Origin of the sequence: Pseudodesulfovibrio indicus, assembly GCF_001563225.1 — a bacterium.
GTDB classification, from domain to species: domain Bacteria; phylum Desulfobacterota; class Desulfovibrionia; order Desulfovibrionales; family Desulfovibrionaceae; genus Pseudodesulfovibrio; species Pseudodesulfovibrio indicus.
The window spans coordinates 1749836-1767119 of the sequence record NZ_CP014206.1 but is presented as its reverse complement, the minus strand read 5'-3'; the positions used below and the strand labels follow the sequence as shown (position 1 = coordinate 1767119).

The window sequence follows — 17284 nt, the reverse complement described above, 5'->3', positions numbered from 1 at the left end:
GGGACTTATTGGCCTCTGCTCAGAACGGCGTCATAGCGGTAATGGGAAGCGTAATACCCCTCCGGCAGGGTCCTGAATTCCGCTCTCCAGCCTGCGGCTGCGGCGAGCTCGGAAAATTCCTTCCGCGTGCGCCAGATACCGATGGCGGAGTCATGTTGGTCTTCGATGCCCTCTACGTACGCACCTTCACGAAAAAAGACATTCATCCGCTCCTTGTCCGGCACATTCCCTATGCAGACGCGACTCACCGATACAAACCGCCGGTTGAGTTCAACCAGGAATTCTTCGGCCATGGCCTGGGGAAGGTATTGAAAGGAGCCGTAGCAAAACGCCTTCGTGAATCGACCGCTTTCGGAACTGGTCTTCAGGAACTCCACCACGTCGGCCAATTCGTAGGTCTCGCGCGGTGCATCCTCGAAATGCTCCCGTGCGACCTTGATGAGCTGCTCGGAAAAATCCACGCCGTGTCCTTGGGCGCAATGGGCAAAGACCCGGGTGGAGAGCGCGCCGTTGCCGCAGCACAGGTCGAGCATGCGGTCCTCCGGCTTCAGATCCGTGGCCTCCACCACCGCCGACACGATCATCTCGATCTGTTCCTCGGAGACCGGTTTGCCGCCCACGGTGCGCTTGACCTGGCCCCAGAAGTCGTCCGGCGCACAGTTGCGCACCAGTTCGTCGTACATTTGATTCAAGGGCTTTGCCATCATTCTACCTCTGCGGTTGGTTTCGTGAAACAATAACGGATGCGGCAGTCGTTCACAGGACTCATTCCCCTTCGTACTCGGTCGTCCATTCAAGCCAGTGGTCATAGTGCGGCCCGCAGGCCTCCCTGTAAAGGGATTCCAAGCCAAGATTGACGACCATGCACTTACGGAAAAGGCGCGTCCATGGATACATGGACGAAAACGCTTCATCAAGGCACCAGGCGTCCAGGGCCTGGCCCATGTCCAGATAGATGCAGTCCGGGAACTCCCGTTCCAGCCGGGTCATGAGCCAGGCGGCGATGGTTCCGCCGCACTGGAACAGGAAGACCGGCAGCGGACCGCCCCCCGGCAACTCGCGCAGGGCGGACCGGCAACGCTCCAGCAGCGAGTGCCGCAGGGCCGCCGCGCCGCTCCAGGGAATGGACAGGTGCCGGAATCGCGGCAGCTCCCACCGCTGCCCGATGCAGGCGCACCAGGGCGGGCCAAGCAGCAGGACGGGATGATCCCGGCACGCCTCCGGCAGTTGCGCAAAACCGCCGCTGACCACGCCCCGCTTCATGTAGGTGGCGTCGAGCAGGGGCTCGGAGGCATCGGGGAAAAAGTCGGCGAAATTGTCGAGCACGGCGGGGATGTTCGGGTCCGTCGCGGGATCGGCGCCTGGGAACACGAAAAGCCGCTCTTCCAGGGTGGGATATCCCTTGAACGCCACGGCGGTAGCCAGGTTGGTGCCGGGATTCCCGGCCCGCATGTCCGCCATGGACTCCATCCAGAAATTTTCGACGAACACCTGGTTCCAATGGCGGAACAGCTCGCCCCACCGCCCGCCGCAAAGGGTGGCCCGCTGCGCGGCCCTGACGGCGCAGCGCAGCCGCTCGGTCCCGGAGAGGACATCGCCGCTGCGGGCGCGGATGTCCTCGGCCATCCTGGCGATGGTCGCCAGGAAATCCCAGCTTCCCTCGGGTCGCCGGAGAAACCCGAAGGGCCGGTTCTCCCGGATGATGTCCAGCAGGAACTCGGACGGCGGGCTCTCCAGGGTGTACCGTTTCCCGCCCGCTTCGAAGGAGACCGAGGACGGCCCGGCAAAGACCTCGGCCTGTTCCGGCGTCACCCGGTTGCACTCCAGCAGGTCGATGCCCGCCGGGTCGTTCGGACGGATGAGCGAAAAACCGACCCCGTCCAGGCAGGGGGAATGGTTCCCGGCGGACAGAAACTCCGACCCGGCGCGGGCGGCGTGGGCCAGGGGATTGTCCGCCTCCCGCGCCGACGGAACGTTGAGCTTGTAGATGCAGGGGTCGAACCGGGGCGAGGCCAGACACCCCTCCCGTCCGCCGATACGCAGGAAATGGTCGAGCGGGTCCTGCCCGTCGCGCAGGTAGTCGGCGTAGGCGTCCCGATAGAACTCGGCATCGAACAGGCCGGACCCCTCCACGGCCTCGCGGTCCGTGCGTCCGTCGCCCGCTGCGGCTTCCCCGAAAAGCGGCCTGCCGCCGAAGAAGCGGTCCGCGACTACGAGGTTCCCGGCTGCGTAGCGTTCCATGACTTCCGCTTTCCAGGCCGGGGTTCCGCCGCCGGCGCTCCTTCCGCCCAGAAACCGGGCCGAGCCCTTGATGAACCGCTTGTGGAAACGGCGCTTGGCCGTGACCGGGATGGGCAGCCAGTTGATGGCCCGCTGCACGGCCAGGAATCCGGGGCTGAGGCGGCTGTTTACGCGGGGGGCGTCCAGGTCGAATCCTTCGGCGGCAATGCCCAGCATATCCAGGAAATGGCTCCGGATGTCCCACCCCGTCCCGCTGCTGTAGATTGCGGGCAGGATGTTGGACGCGCAGAAGACGTCGGCCCACTCGGACAGGCGGAGACCGTAATCCCACAGGTCCAGGTTGCGCTCAATGCACCGGCGCAGGGAATGGGTCGCCCCCTGCGCCTTGATGGTCTGGTTGTACCAGGCCTCGTGAGCCTCGTCCTGCCGTCGCAGGAAGACCACGATCACGGCCCGGCGCGCCTTCAAGGATGGGACGGAATCCAGCAGCCGCCGCACTTGGTCCGGGGTGTTGAGGAGGTAGAAATTCTCGCTGCTCAGGACGACGTCGCCGTCGAATCCCGCGCACTCGGCTTCCAGGCGGCCGGTCAGTTCGTCCAGGGTCGCGTCCTGCCCGATGGCCCAGTCGGGATAGGCGTCGTTGAGCAGGAAGGAAAGATCGTGGTGGCCGCCCGCCCGCGCAGCGGCCGCCGGGTAGAGGTACCCCTCGCCCCGCAGCCGGTCCCTGTTCCGGTCAAGGAAGCATTGCAGGGCGGTGCTTCCGGTCTTGGGAGCGCCGATGTGGACGTAGACGGTACCTTCCATGCCGTTCCCCGTCACTTGCCCATGAACGGGGCCAGCAATGCCTTCAGCGCAGCCCCGGGATCGGACAGGAGATTGTTGAGCCCCTTGCCCACTCGCGCCATCCAGCCTGCAAAACCGTTTCCGGTTTGTCCGCTTTCCCCCTGGGGCTTGTCGGGATACGGTTCCAGCTCCATCGTTTCGAGGCCCGGGGTCAGCTGTTTCACGACATCGAGGGTCTGCAACAGCACGGTCCGCTGCGCGCCCTCGCGCTCCTCCGCCCGTTGCACGAGATAGCGATGGATGCAGACCTGAATGTTGCGCGGCACCCTGGGGAAGCAATAAACAATGTCCTTGCAAAAATCCCCATCATACACAATGGGATGGATGTCCGGGTTCCATTCGGATTGGGTGTAATCGATGCCGAAGGCGGATTTCAGCCACTCGATGTCCTGCCGGATGGCCTCGTCGTCCTCGGGGGTCCGGGGGAGGCGCGTCACGAACTTCTTCCCGCGTATGCCTTGCAGCACGCCGGTGTCGTTGAACGTCCGGAACGGGCTTTTGCGCCAACCGTCTCTGGAGGGAATCTGGTCGTTGATGTATGCGAGCAGATCCACGGCCTTGTCCGACGCGGCTTCATTCACCCGCAAGAGGGGAATGCCCGAGGTTTCCAACCCCAGGGTCTCCAGGAAAAACCCGACCGGACCGTCCCTGTGCGCGCACGCCTCCTCGAAGGAGTAAACCAGAATGTTCTTCTTCCCGAAGTTCTTGATGAATTTCTCCAGCCCCCAGCGGTAGATATCGGTCCGCAGCCTGATGGAGGCCTTTTCCCCGCCCTTGATCCTCTGCTGGATGAGGGACGACCTGAACGAATCGTACTCCCGTGTGCAGAAAAGAATCTTGATGTCGAAATCGGGAAAACTCTTGACGAGGAAATGTCGCAATCCCGGCACCTGGTCCTCGGCCATGGTGGACATGGACTCCCCGGATATGAGCAGGTTGGTAAAGGAGCTGCCGGCGACCTCGTCGACCAGGGCCTGCTTCAGCTTCCGCCCCTGCTCGGCATGTCCCTTGTGGGACAGGGGAACGTCGATGTCCACGCGGTAGACCTTGGTCATCGGCTTGAACGCGATATCGATGAACCGGGAATGATCCTGCCCCAGGCAGGCCGGATACAGCACCCCCTGCCGCAACAGCTCTTCCCGAGAGTTATGGCAGGTAGCCTGTATGCTTGAAGTCGCGGTCTTGTGAAGACCGGCGTGAAGATAAATTGTTCCTTTCGACATAAAACTCACATTCCATTTCACAGTGGCTCAATCCATCTGCTTTCGCTCAATGCTACCCTAGCTTCATCAACCTGGCGAGATGCGCCCGATACACCGAATCATCTCCCTTTATGGCCAAGGCCGTCCGAATCTCGCTCAACGCTCTCTCAAGATCGCCACGTTTCTCATGTATCCGGCTCAACTGAAAATGCGCGTCCGCAGCTTCGGGATCAAGCTCCAAGGAGCGATTCTGTGCTCTTTCGGCTTCATCCAGGTTACCCATTTGGAACAGAAGATTCCCACGGCGATGGTGATAGCCTGAATGGTCTTCCTTGATGGCGATCGCCGCTTCGACCGCACTCAGCCCGGCCGCGACGTTGCCGAGGCCTCCATGGATGTGGCTGAGAAACATATGATGCGCCGATACGCCGGGGGCGAGACGCACGGCATCGGCCAAAGCGGATGCGGCCTTTTTCAACATCTTCGCCTTGGAAAGCCGCGCACCGTATTGGGCGTGGTAATAGGTGTTGTCACCGGCCAGCTTCAAGGCCTTTTCAATGGCCGCTATGGCCAGCGAGGAATCGGCGGCCAGCGTCGCGGCTATGTAAAGCGATTCAGGGGCATCCACTTTATCAAGCTGGTTGTTGAGCACCAACTTCACGTTGCGCAAGGACTCCCGGTAGCGCTTCACCCACTGTTTGTCGGGCGACGCTCCGCGCTCGTACTCGATGTCGTCGGGCACGGGGTCGCGCACGAGAAGGCCGACCAGGTCGAACGTGCCGGGAGCGTCCTCGGGCGGCTCGACCTGATGGATATCGTTTTCGCACAGAGGCGCTCCCGGAATGTTTCTCGCGCAAAGCTTCACCTCGCCTTCGACCTCGAAGACCGGGCGGACGGAACGGCAAAAGAAGCCCCGCTGCTCCTGATAGGCGACAACCTTCGAGAGCGCCTTCCCGTTGCTTTCGAAGCTCAAGTAGCCATTCAGCCTGGAAGCCCGGAAGAAAACGCTGTCGATCACAACACGCCCGAGCGGCAGCGAGGCCGCGTTGTCGCCCTCCAGATGGAGGCTCTCGTGGGTAATGTAGGACGTTCCCCGCCGCACCTTGGGCAGACCGGGAAATTCCGCAGCCAGGCTGACGCCCCTGAACACCCGCGGCGAGGGGGCATTCGGCCTGCGCTCCCGTTCATCCATCGTCAACGATTTCAAGTAATCCCTGACGAGCACGGCGACATGCTTCGAAAAATGCGGGCCAAGGTGGGCAGGATCCTGGAAAAAGGTGTTCGGATTGTGGTCGGTTTTCAGATGGTTGACAATGCTGAAGAGGTCGATCACTTCAACGCCGAAATGACGGCAGATGTCGATGTGCATGTCCCGGACGGGGAAGGAGTCCTTGTCGATGTACTTCTGGTTGAAAAAAAGAACGCTTACCGGCTTGACCCCGGATTCGCAAATCCGCTTGACCAGATTGTAGTAATACGACTCGACCTCGCCGTATTCGAGAATCCCCGCGTCGCAGAATCCCTGATCGTTCAGCGTGAAATCAATGACCAGCGAATCAACTGAATCAAGTATCTTGAAATGATCCAAGGCATAGAGTCCGTACGCAGAACAATTCGCGCCGCACGAATAATTGAGAACGGAATCTTCTGGAGCCGAAATCGCCTCCAGGGCGGGAACCCATCCCTCTTTCAATATTGAGTTGGACGTCCCGAGCACACCTATATTCAAAATCCAATCCCCTTTTTGTAACAACGAAATGGCCGCCGGACCGGTTGCCCATGGGCTGGCGTCGCAAAGTCCTCCACTCCCCCTGAACAAAACACCTCAAGGGAAAAGGACAACTCCCACCTCATAAAGAAAATGATACGACAATAACGGAGTAGCCGACATTGTCGGCTACTCCGACCATCACACCCTCATCAGACGTTTTCGATATTCTCGCCAATTCAACGTTTCTTGCGGGCCACGACGACATCTTGGCCGGTGGTACCGGTTTCCCCTCGCCAGGTACCCTTGTGGATCGACTCGATCTCGAAACCGATTTCTTCGTACGTCGCTTTAAGCCACTCGGCGTCATAGGCGATAGCGATCTCGATGATCTCCTCGGTGTCCGACCAAAAATGATCATGCTTGAAGGAGAACGACCTGTTCGTCTTCTTTTCCGAGATCATGCGCTTAGAGTGCTCGTCAATCAGGAAATAGGTGATCATGCACAAGCCACCAGGCCTCAGCACCCGATGCATCTGCCGCAGGTAATTCGTTACGTCCTGGGTCACCATATGGGTGAACACAGACTGCAGGAACACCATGTCGAAGGAATCGTTTTCGAACGGAAAAACGTATTCAGAGGCCTTTACATTGCAGTCCGGGTTATAGAGGTCATTGAACACCTCCACCCTCTTGACCGTGAAATTGGGGAAACGCGTGACAAAGTTGTCCTCAAGATACTTCACCGATGGCGGCATCAACTCAAGCCCGGCGTAGCTCCCTTCCTCCCCCACATACCGGATGAAAGGAAGGGAAAACCGCCCCATTCCGCACCCGACATCCAAAATATCCGACTTCTTCGGGAGGTCGCACATATCCATGAATGCGTTGAACATCCGCGCACCCGACCGCTTTGCGGAATCGGCGACATGACCGATGGGGAGCATGGCGTTTTCCAAATACTTGAATTGATATTCCCCCGCAGGCTTACGCTTAAGGGTGTACCATGCAGGCTGGACAATTTTGGTCTTGCCCACTGAAACCTCGGCGCCATTGCATAGGACCCTTACCTCAACTTCATGGGTCCCTTTATCAAGGTTCCCAACCTTGATATTCCCAAAAAAACCAGACTCGTATGCCGACTCCGATCCGAACTCCTTGAAGACGTCGTAGCGTGCAGCACCCCATTTGCAGGAACCGGAAGGCTTGCCGTCAATATAGACATTCACCTTCAATTCTTCGCCGTCCGGCATAAATGCCCAACCGCCGACAAGCATGGTCTTCCCTTCGATCCGTGTTCCCTCAAACGGGTATTCCAACCTGGACTTCAAACCGGAAACAGCATTCTGCATAACGACATCTCCCTCATTAAATCAAAATCAATGCAATTTCATATCAGCTTACACAATGCAAAAACTACCTGACACACCAACTCAAAGCTGAACCTCTACAAGGACACTCATCTCACCAATTTCGGACACGGTTCCTCAGCATTCCATATCCTCGCAGGGCAAAGACAAGCGCCGACCTGCACCATCTGCCCAATACCGACTCCCCGCGCAGTTTCACTTGCCGTATTGTTCCCGGCGCCGTCAGGGCGTACCGGCAGGCGCCGCGAACATCCCCCTTTGCCAGGCGGCCGTAAAATTCGCCGTTCACGGGATCTTCCGTTTCGTTGAAGAACGAAGCCACCATGGGCATGAGCCGGGCCTTGTCGTAGACATTGTCTTCGGGGTCGCGCAAATCGCCCGGCCGCCCGCTGCTCAACGTCTGGCGGACCGCCTCCAAATCCGTGACCACAGGCACTTTCCGGATCAGGCAACCCTCGATCTCGAAGGCTGGGTGCGTCCGTACGACGGTCGTGCCCAGGTGCATCCCGAGGCAAATGCTCAGTTGCTGGCGGTGCCAGATCATGGGATCGGGGTGATGCACGTTCAGAATTGTCAGATGGCGGCACCGTCCGGCCAGCAGTGAATTATGAATCGCCGAGCCTTCCACCCCGGCCATGGCCCGGACCCGGCCGTAAAGGCCGATCTGCTCCGCGAATCCCAATTCCTGGGGATGGATGATCTCGTAGCCGTGATCGGCGAAAATCTTCTCCACCTCGGCTTCGTTGATCAGGTAACGCTGCGTCTTCCCAAGCTTTCTCCGCGAGAGGTAAATCTTGTCCGCCTTGACCGTGTGCTCGGCGAGGGGGGCAAGCAGCCGCTGGAGCACCCCGGCGTATGCGGGGTGGCAGTAGCCGCAAACCTCGACAAACATGGGGGTCGGCACCACAAGCCGGGAAAAATGAAAGCAGGTGCAGCCGATGGGCAGCATGTGCACGGGGGCGATCCCCTCCATCAGCTTCAGCACCGCATCCACGGCGGCCCGGCGTTTGGCCGAGGTGAGAAACACCAGCTCCACCCGCGTCCCCCGCACTTTTCGGACATAATCCAGAATCCATGTCCGTGCGCAACTTTCCAGGAGCATATGCCCATAATGCATGAGCATTTCTCCCAAAAAAACATAGGTGACGCCCGGCTCTTCAAGCCTGTGGCAGGGCTGTAGATTCCCGTCGTAGTCGTCGGCGACGGTAATCAGGCTGTTCTCGACCAATCGCCTGTCCCCGCCGAAGATGCAAAACCTCTTCCGGACGTGCTCGGCAAGCGGCCTCGACCGGAACTGAATGCGCGCGTTTTCGAGCAGCTCGGCCTTGATGGGAGGGATGTCGTTGGGCGGGTATTCAAGCCGCTGCGTCTTCCCGCCGATGGTCACATCCTCTACGCGCAAAGGACGCGTTCGCTGCGCCTCGAAGGCCACGGCCGAATCCCCGTCCCGGCCCCGAAGCAACGACTGGAATTCGTCGAAAAAGGTCTTGCTCCGCCTGTATCCGCAGGCGCTTTCAAGGTCGAAGCCATCGAATTGCCTGGGCTTCCCGGCTGATATCCACTCGTTGACCTGCCTTCTGACAGCCGCCTTGTCCATCACCTCGAAATCCATGTGTTCCACTTCCGCCGGCGGGGAAAACAGGTCGTCGGCCCTGCCGAAGTACCGCTCGGCCAGCAACCTGTTCGGCTCCTGAAAGTCGGCATGAATTCGAGACAATAGCGAATACGGGAAAAGACCGCGCTTACCCTCCACCGTCAGGGACTTGTCCCAGCCCATGAGCGCCACGGTCATGTTGAAATAGTCCGGTCGGGAGACCTTGTGGGCCTTCAGCACCTCGTTGGCCACCCTCTGGTAGCGCAGGACTTCCCAGTTGAAACTCTCATTGGCGGACTCGAGCGGGGTGAATTTCATGCCGCCGCGGCCGATGGTTTCCAGGAAATCGGCGAACAAGGGGTCCTTGAGCTTATTCCGCTCAAACACCCTGGGCCTGACGTTCTCCCGGCCGAAGGCTTCCGCGAGCAGGGTCAGCAAGCGCTCATAGTCCAGCCAATTGGGGTCCAGATCCCGGTACCACTCGTCAAAGGGCGCGCAATTGCCGCCCCGCATGTTCCATTTGTACCAGGACTCCGCCCAACTGTGCTGCGGGCGGAGATAGACCACCGGGACGATGGTGAACCCGTCGAACAACCGCTTCAATTCCCCAAGCGCCTCGGGGAACGTCACCTGGCCGCAGAACGGCTCGCAGATCACCTCTGACGACAGGATCATCTCATGCAGGCCGCGCGACTCCATCTCGGCGACGGCCTCTCTCGCGGCTTCCTCAAGCAGGGTTTTGCGGCCCTTTTCGCGGATGAGTCGGTCAAGCTCCTCGGGCATGCGCACAGGATCGAAGCCTATCAGCGCAAACCCGAAATTGTGGTGGTTAAAGCGATGGGACTCGCTTATGTCCTGCAAAATGGAAGGATACAGGACTCCCGCCTTGGCGAGATTATCCGCATTGGCGTGCAAATGCTTCTGAATGGTGGTGGACCCGGTTTTGTGCGTCCCCAAATGCAAATAGAGCGTCCTGCTCATGCCCTGTCTCCCGTCCCCGGCCAAATACGGCGCTTTCCCCCGGCCATCCGTCTGCACATCCGCCGCATCATTTGCCTTTCAGGAGCCGCCGATACAGCAGCACGAACAGGTACCGGATCTGCTGACCGGTGTATCCCAGGTGTTCGATGATGGACTCCTTGCGCTTTCCCCCCAGGAACCCCATGGCCGCGCAGTGTTCCCTGTATTTTCCGGAATAGGGGTCGGGGAAGTCCTTCCGCGCCTTCTCGTTGTCGCGGTAGTGACGGCGGCATTCGGGCGTGATCTTGTGCCCGTCCGCGAACCAGTCGTACTTCCAATGCTTGAGCTTCTCGTCGTTCTGGCCGTTCTCCTCAAGGGCGCTGGCGTACTCGTCCCACAGCTCCTTGGCCGCCGGGAACTGCTCGGCGTGCTTGAGCAGGAGGTGCTGGTAGTTCCACTGGGCGTCGTAGCCGGTGAAGTGATAAAAGCGCAGCGGTACGTCGCCCGCCCGGTACCGGCCGTCCTCGCCGCGCGTGATCGGACGCTTGTCGATGTTCCAGGTGGCCACGTTGTAGCCCGGATCGCGAACGATCTTGTATCCCGGGAAGAAGGACGGCACCAGGTCGCACCACCGCTGGTCGGTGAACAGCCCGCGCGGGACGTCGTCGTAGCAGAACTCCAGGAGCCTGCGGTTCCACCAGCGGGCGAACGCCTTGCCCTCATCGCAGGCGCGCACGCCCGCGAACCCGAGGTTGAAGGTACCGTGCGCCAGCGTGGCCCGGACCTCGTTGCCCTCGATCAGCCAGCTCTCCTCCTCCGGTTCGAGCATGTGCGGGGTGAGCAGGATCGACGCGTCCTCAAGCATGTCCACCAAGGGGGCCATGGAATTCAGGATCATGATGTCGGGGTCGATGTAGAACACGCAGTCGGTGTCCGGCAGGGACAGGAGGTGCTGCAACGCCGCGCCCTTGACCGCTGTGCACAGCTCCACCACCGTGTGCCGGAAGGCCCAGCGCTCCGAGTCCTCGATGCCGATGTCGGCCATGCCGAGCATCTCGTCGAAGGGCTCCGCGTCCAGATCGAAATCTTCGGGCAGGGAGTCGGAGAACACCGCGTGGAAGACCCAGTCTGGGTGCAGCGCCTTGAGGGATTTCGCCAAGGTCCGCGCCTTGGGGAGATATGCCTTGGTAAACGAGGAATAGACTCTAATCATCAGTATCCACCGAGGAGATAACCTTCTCCATAAGTTCTTTCGCCGTATCTTCCGAAAAATACCGCTTCATGTATTGCCGGATGCCCGCCTGCACAGCGCGGTATCCGGCGTCATCCATACCCAGGTAATGGGAGACGCGGTCGGCGAACTGCTCGGGCGAATCCACCGGGACGATCATCTCGCCCGCGGGGATGCCCTCGAAGGCGATGGTCGTGCCTACCACGGGGCAGTTCATGGCCATGCTTTCGATGACCTTGCCCTTGACGCCCGCGCCGAAAAGCAGGGGGGCGATGGCCACCTTGCTCTTCCTGTACGCCTGTTCGAGTTCTTCCTCGGACACGCGGCCCAACAGGCGCACATGCTCTCCGAGGTCCCAATTCTCCGGGGGTTTGCTGCCGATGATGCTCAGGACCGCGTCGCCATGCCGCTCGACGATCAGCGGGAGCACCTTTTCCACGAACCAGACCAGCGCCGCCCTGTTGGGCGCATGCTCGAAGGAGCCCACGAACAGCAGGCTGCCTGGTTCCTTCTCTCCTTCATGCCCGGCGAGCATCTCGTCGTCGTAGAAGAAGACCGGGATGGCCGTGGCCTCCTGCTTGCCGAAGTGCTCGGCCACGTACTGCACTTCAAAGGTGCTGGGGGTGAGCATGTGGCTGCACCTGCGGATGAGCTTGTCCTCGGCGATCCGGCACCGGGAAATCTCCCCCTCGCAGACGTCGCCGGCCTGCTCCTGCTGGCGGCCCAGACGCAGGAAATGCAGGTCGTGGGCGAAATAGATGAGCGGGACCCGCATCAGGTCCCGTATCAGGCTAAGGTACTTGACCGAGGGGAACGGGCGGCTCGCGACCACGAAATCGATCTCCTCGCGGCACATGTACAGCCAGTTGCCCCAGGACGCGCCCCTGAAGAAGGCGCGGTCCGGGACGTGGACCCCGATGCCTTCCAGGTGCTTGATGTAGGGCTTGCCCTCATTGCCCTGAGCCAGGAAGGTCACGGCGAACCCGAGGTCCGCCAGGAGCTTGACGTACAGCCAGGAGTGCCTTCCCCCGGCATGGGCGTCGAACTCCGGAAAATCGTAGTCCATGAAGACCACATGGCGCCCGCGCCGCGATTGTTCGCGCAGCGTGGCCACGGTCCGGATCTCCTCGCGGCCCGCCGCGTCCACGGTGCTGCTCAGGGCATGGGAGACCTTGGCCCGCTTGTAGGCCCGCTGCCGCTCCACCCGTTCCACGCCCTTGCGCAGATTCTTTCCGGCCTTGCCCACGATTCCAGCGCCAACGCCGAACCTGGCCAGGAACTGGAGGAAGCGCCACGCCTTGGACCGCTTGATCTCCAACAGCCTCTGCTGCTCCAAACGGATGGTCTCTTCGCGCTCGGCAATGACCAGGTGGGCGTCCTGCAGGGCGTCCTGGCTGTCGAGCAGCGCCTGCCGAAGCTCGTCCATGGCCCGCCGGTTCTCATCCAGGGCCTGCTGCCGCTGTTCCAGGGCCATGGCGGCGTCCTCGTAGAGCCCCTGGAACTTCTCGTAGCCTTCTTTATAAAATTCATGGGCCTTGACGTTTTCCGCCAGGGCGGCGGAGCAGTCTTCGAAGGCGCTGACGTACTTCTTGAGCGTCAGGCTGTTCTCGTGCATCTCCGCACGCAGGTAATCCGGCGCGCCGCCCGCAATTGAGGCGGCCAGGGTCGTGAAGGATTCGCGGTGGAGGTCGAGGAGTTCGCGGATGGTTTCCGGCGCAACGGTCCCCTCGGCACAGAACCCCATCAGCGCGGCGTAGAAATCCGGGATGGACTCCATCCCCCGGCAGTGGGCCGCGAGCTGCGCTGCATCGTCGCGGTTGCGGTAGAGACCGGCGTCGAGGAATTCGCCCTCGAAGGCGTCGAGGGATTCGGTGTGCGCCGAGCAGTCCTCGCCGAGGAACCGGCCCACGCGCTCCATGACCCCGCGCACGTCGTCGAAGAGATCCTTGAACGCGACGAAGCAGGACGGGGCTTCGGCCGCGTATTCCAGGGCGGAAAACATGTACAGGAACCAGGCGGCCAGCCCGAACTCGATGGGCCGACCTTCCCGTTTCTGCAGGGATTGGGCAACCTCCAGCGGGTTGCGCACCGGAACGAGGAAGGAGTGGGATACACCGAGTTCCCGCAGGACGCCCTTCCAGCTGCGGAAGGTCAGGCAGAGCCGGGGGTCCTTGAATCCCCACAGGAGGCTCTCCCCGTAGGCGGATTCCAGATAGGCCCTGAGCTCCGTGCGGAAGGTCTCTTCGTCATAGAACTCGGCCCCGAGGGACAAAAGCCCGTAGCGGCCGTTCTCCGCCACCGAGCCCAGCAGCCCGGAATTCAGCTCCATCAGCGCGCGGTCTTCGAAGAACCCCTTGGGGTTGTCCTCCTGAGGCTCGATGAGATTGTCCCCCAGGTACACGCCAAAAGCGGCCAGCAAACGCATGAAGGCGCTCGTGCCGGACCGATGCATCCCGAGGACGAAAACCGCCCTCGACATCTTATTGTCTTCCTTTGAAATCGGCAAAATGAAACACTACAGAGGCAATCGGCTCTCGTCCGGTTTCGGGTGTGCGCGTACGGAATGACCGGACGCAGGGAATACTGTTCTCGACACAACGACTCCCCCTCCGGAGACCGAAGGGGGCGCGGCGCGTCGTGATGCAGGTCACGGAAGTGTTTGCTCTTGGGAGCCGGGGATGACCAGTGAATCGTCGCAACCGTGAAGCAGGGGCACTTCTTCCCAGGCGTCCCCGCCCAGCCGGCGGAAAACGAGCTCGAAGGTGCACGAATTCTGGGTAACCAGGAGCATCCTGCACCATTCACCGGCTGCCGAATAATAATAATTTCCAGCAATGACGGTAATTTCGCCGTACTTTTCGTCCTTGATCACATCACTCGCGTTGACCTTCGCGGTGGCCGCGAACTGAGCCAGAGGGCGCACCGGTTTCGATGCCTGCACCTGCTCCTCGGGCAACGCGGGGTCGCTGGAATGCGAAGAACACGCGGGCAGTACGAAGAATAAAAGTAACAAGAGAAGACCGCGATACACTAATTTACTCCAATGCGCTGGATAAGTTAATCATTTTTTGAATAAAAACGCAACATTTTCTACGCAGTTTCCCCTGGCGGGGCTCCCCGCCCGCAGCAAGCCGCATGAGCACCGTTTCCGGGCCGCAAAACAACTCCGTTCCCCAATCGTAATACGATGGATACAGGATCAACGCGCCCGCCACAAGTTCTTCCATGGTCAATGACCGACCCCGCCTCGGGAAGCGGTGCCTGTCCGTGGTCAAACCCCACCCGGCATAGAACGGGCCGCCGTAGGTGTGAACCGGAACGTCCCGCATCAGGGCCTCGAAACCGGACAGCGAGGTCAGGGTGTGCAGCTCGTCGATCACGCCAAACAGGGCCGACAGCGACACGGCCGACTCCATGCGGTCGTACAGCCCGGCGTCCTGTTCCGAGAACGCGCCGCCCCGCCTGTTGCCGCTGACCACGTCCGGGTGCGGCTTGTAGACGATGAACGCATCCGGACGGTTGCGCCGGACCTCGGCCAGGAGCTCCCTGTCGGAATGGATGCCCATGCCCCCGGCCAGGACGGACTTGTCGTCCTCCACCTGGCCCACGACGAGGACCACGGTCCGCCCTCCGGCGTCCATGGCGGGCAGGGTTTCCCTGCGCCCGACGTTGTACTTGGTGACCCCCTTGGCGACAATGGCCTCGCGCAGGGCGCGGGCACGCGCCAGCAACCGCTCGTCGAACTCCGTGCGGGCCAGCAGGGTCTCCAGGTCATTGGGGGTGTTGGGATCGAAGTACGGTCCGCCGCTGTCCAGACACAGTGAATACGGGTAGTGGAAATCGGACCCCAGGCCGGAGGAACGGAGAAAGCCGTCCTCCACAAAGGTCACGGGCACGCCCAAATTCCGCGCCGCCTCATGGGTGCCTTGAGGCGTCTTGGCAGCCCAGGCCACGACCCGGCCGCCCACGTCCCTGGCCCGCGCGGCCGCCCCCGGACCGGTGCGCCTGTATTCTATGCGCCCGTCCAAGGACCGGAAAAGATGTCGCGCGATCCCCTTGCGCCACCAGGAAAAGCCCGCGCAGACCAGGTTCCCCCGGTTGCGTTCCTCGTGCCGGATCTGGTCCGTCAGGGTATCCAACGTGTCGAGGATGGAGCAGCGCTCGCCGGTGTAGGGGCTGACGTAGCGCGCATAACGAACGTACGCGGCCGCGAACACCTCTTCCAGGGTCCGGGTCGCCGTTCGCCGTGTGAGCTCCACGCCGTCCTCGGTCAGCCCCCAGCCCGAATAGAAGGGAGCGCCGTAGCAGTGGACCCGCTTGCCCAGGAGCAGCGCCTCGAAACCAAGCTGCGAACTGACCGTGTACACGTGGTCCATCCGTTCCAGCACGCACAGCGGGTTCAGGTCGCGCCCCAGGACCTCGGCACCCGGCACGTCCTCACTGGACAGGTACCCCTGCTTCTTGCCCGCCACCACGTCGGGGTGGGTCTTGATGTAGAACCGCGCACCGGGATGGGCCTCGACCGCCTCCCGGCACATTCTCGAAAAGGCTTCGGGGCCCGCCAGCCCCAATTCGACCGAGGCATCGCCCCTGGTCTGGTCCACCAGCAGGATGCGCAACCCGCCCTCCCCGCCGAACAACCCGGGTTCCGGTTTGGGCGCGTGGTTGTACTTGCTCAGCCGTTCCCTGCGAATGATCTCCATGGCCTGACGCGCCAGGTCGAGGTCCTCTTCCGGGCACCCTTCGGCGATGAGCTGCTCCAGGCGCGACGGCCCGGTGGCGTCGTAATAAATGCCCAGGTCGTCCACGACCACGGACAGCGGGGCGCAGCCGGACACGCCGAGCCCCAGGGAGCGCAGGAACCCGTCCTCCACCGCGAGGTAAGGCTTGCCCCACTCCCTAGCCATGTTGCGGGCCTTGGCCGCAGTGGGCTTGTGGCCCCAACCGGCCACGGCGTCGATGCCCTTGCCCGACGCGGGCCGGGCGAGGACGCCGTCCCCGAGGAACGCTTCGAGGTGCGGGATGGCGAGCATCCCAGAGGAAAAAACGCCGATCATGCGCGGCCCCCAGCCAACTCGGCCATGGTAGAGGACACGCCGCGGCGCAGACGATCGCGCAGGGCCGGATCCTCGGCAAGGGCGCACACCGCATCCACCCAGCCGTCCTCGCCACCGGACTCCAGGACGCCGTTCTCGCCGTCCCGCACGATGCGCCGGAAAACCGGGGTGTCGGAATACACCCCCACCCCTCCGGCCCTGGCGATGTCGAAGAACTTCACGTGGCTGCGACAGCTGTTGAACGGCGTATCCGCCAGGGGCGCAAGCCCGATGTCCAGGCAGGATTCCAGGGCGTGGCGGCGGTACGCTTCCCACCCCAGTGGGCGGCGCACCGTGGTCCTCGGCAGGTCGGCGTAGAGCCGCCTCACCTTCTCCGGGCCGAAAATCTCGAAATGGACGTTCGGGTTCCTGCCCAGCACCCGCCGCATAACGTTCCTGAGCCAGGCGATTTCCCGGATGTGGGACGTGGTCCCGTGATAGAAGACCCGCACCTGGCCGTCATCAGCGCACGGGCGCGTCCCGTCGCGGAAGTCGGAAGGGAGCGGAGGAAGCACGGCGGCGTCGTCCAGACCATACTTGGCCGCCAGCCCCGGCGTGGAGACCAGCAGGACCGCGCCGAGCCGGTTGAGCCGTCCGGAGGTCGCGGCGAACCTGCGGGAGGTCCGCAAGGCATACCCCAGGGGCAGGGAGGGGTCGTCGAGGATGGACGGCAAGTCGTCGTCCATGAACAGGATCACGGGGCGGGCATCACCCCGCAGCCCGGCAAGCAGATCCAGCCAGTCCTTGCGGGCATGACGGACCACGACCACGGCACTCGCCCCGTCGAAAACCGCAGGATCGGGGGCCGTTGTCGAGGTGTCCACGCAGCGCGCGGCCGGAAACCGGCTTTGCAGGTAGTAGTGCACCGTCGGGAAAGCCCGGAAGTGCAACACGGCCGGGTTCTCGCCCAAGGATCCGGCGTCCCCGCCCGGAGGCACGGTTCGCCTGCCGGTGGGCCAGCAACGGGCTGCGGCCAGGCGCACCCCTTGAGCCAGCCTGCCGCCGGGTTTTGTGTCGCACCCCATCACCATATCAAGAA

Annotated in this window: 11 protein-coding genes; all 11 read right to left on the bottom strand. The window is 61.8% G+C overall.

The window, feature by feature from the left end:
• Window positions 1–5 precede the first annotated feature (5 nt).
• Complete coding sequence (locus AWY79_RS07940) at window positions 6–683, bottom strand: class I SAM-dependent methyltransferase (protein WP_066802260.1); 678 nt, start codon at window positions 681–683, stop codon at window positions 6–8.
• An 82-nt stretch (window positions 684–765) separates the two neighbouring features.
• Window positions 766–3045 carry a hypothetical protein gene (locus tag AWY79_RS19010; protein ID WP_066802258.1) on the bottom strand — a complete coding sequence of 760 codons (2280 nt, stop codon included), beginning with the start codon at window positions 3043–3045 and terminating at the stop codon, window positions 766–768.
• Between the two features lie 11 nt (window positions 3046–3056).
• A complete protein-coding gene (locus AWY79_RS07930; protein ID WP_066802256.1) occupies window positions 3057–4214 on the bottom strand; it encodes a hypothetical protein in 1158 nt (385 codons plus the stop codon).
• A 145-nt stretch (window positions 4215–4359) separates the two neighbouring features.
• Complete coding sequence (locus AWY79_RS07925; RefSeq protein ID WP_066802254.1) at window positions 4360–5874, bottom strand: tetratricopeptide repeat protein; 1515 nt, start codon at window positions 5872–5874, stop codon at window positions 4360–4362.
• Between the two features lie 359 nt (window positions 5875–6233).
• Window positions 6234–7346, bottom strand: coding sequence for a class I SAM-dependent methyltransferase (locus tag AWY79_RS07920; RefSeq protein WP_066802252.1), 1113 nt, complete (start codon window positions 7344–7346; stop codon window positions 6234–6236).
• Between the two features lie 112 nt (window positions 7347–7458).
• Complete coding sequence (locus AWY79_RS07915) at window positions 7459–9939, bottom strand: glycosyltransferase family 61 protein (RefSeq protein WP_066802251.1); 2481 nt, start codon at window positions 9937–9939, stop codon at window positions 7459–7461.
• Window positions 9940–10006: 67 nt separating this feature from the next.
• On the bottom strand, window positions 10007–11131 hold the full coding sequence (locus tag AWY79_RS07910; protein WP_133987077.1) for a hypothetical protein: 1125 nt from the start codon (window positions 11129–11131) through the stop codon (window positions 10007–10009).
• Window positions 11124–13628 (bottom strand): glycosyltransferase, encoded by a 2505-nt coding sequence (locus tag AWY79_RS07905; protein WP_066802247.1) that lies wholly within the window; start codon window positions 13626–13628, stop codon window positions 11124–11126. Before AWY79_RS07905 ends, AWY79_RS07910 begins: the two co-directional genes overlap by 8 nt.
• Window positions 13629–13796: 168 nt before the next feature.
• Complete coding sequence (locus tag AWY79_RS07900; protein WP_066802245.1) at window positions 13797–14180, bottom strand: DVU3141 family protein; 384 nt, start codon at window positions 14178–14180, stop codon at window positions 13797–13799.
• Between the two features lie 4 nt (window positions 14181–14184).
• Window positions 14185–16206, bottom strand: a complete 2022-nt coding sequence (locus tag AWY79_RS07895) for a capsular polysaccharide biosynthesis protein (RefSeq protein ID WP_078063699.1) — start codon at window positions 16204–16206, stop codon at window positions 14185–14187.
• Window positions 16203–17270, bottom strand: coding sequence for a glycosyltransferase family 1 protein (locus AWY79_RS07890; RefSeq protein ID WP_133987075.1), 1068 nt, complete (start codon window positions 17268–17270; stop codon window positions 16203–16205). Before AWY79_RS07890 ends, AWY79_RS07895 begins: the two co-directional genes overlap by 4 nt.
• Window positions 17271–17284: the final 14 nt, after the last annotated feature.

Excerpts from the sequence above, each read along its gene's own strand:
- AWY79_RS07940 (WP_066802260.1), bottom strand. The coding sequence starts at position 683 with ATGTACGACGAACTGGTGCGCAACTGTGCGCCGGACGACTTCTGGGGC.
- AWY79_RS07915 (WP_066802251.1), bottom strand. The coding sequence starts at position 9,939 with ATGAGCAGGACGCTCTATTTGCATTTGGGGACGCACAAAACCGGGTCC.
- AWY79_RS07905 (WP_066802247.1), bottom strand. The coding sequence starts at position 13,628 with ATGTCGAGGGCGGTTTTCGTCCTCGGGATGCATCGGTCCGGCACGAGC.
- AWY79_RS07890 (WP_133987075.1), bottom strand. The coding sequence starts at position 17,270 with ATGGGGTGCGACACAAAACCCGGCGGCAGGCTGGCTCAAGGGGTGCGC.
- AWY79_RS19010 (WP_066802258.1), bottom strand. The coding sequence starts at position 3,045 with ATGGAAGGTACCGTCTACGTCCACATCGGCGCTCCCAAGACCGGAAGC.
- AWY79_RS07895 (WP_078063699.1), bottom strand. The coding sequence starts at position 16,206 with ATGATCGGCGTTTTTTCCTCTGGGATGCTCGCCATCCCGCACCTCGAA.
- AWY79_RS07910 (WP_133987077.1), bottom strand. The coding sequence starts at position 11,131 with ATGATTAGAGTCTATTCCTCGTTTACCAAGGCATATCTCCCCAAGGCG.
- AWY79_RS07920 (WP_066802252.1), bottom strand. The coding sequence starts at position 7,346 with ATGCAGAATGCTGTTTCCGGTTTGAAGTCCAGGTTGGAATACCCGTTT.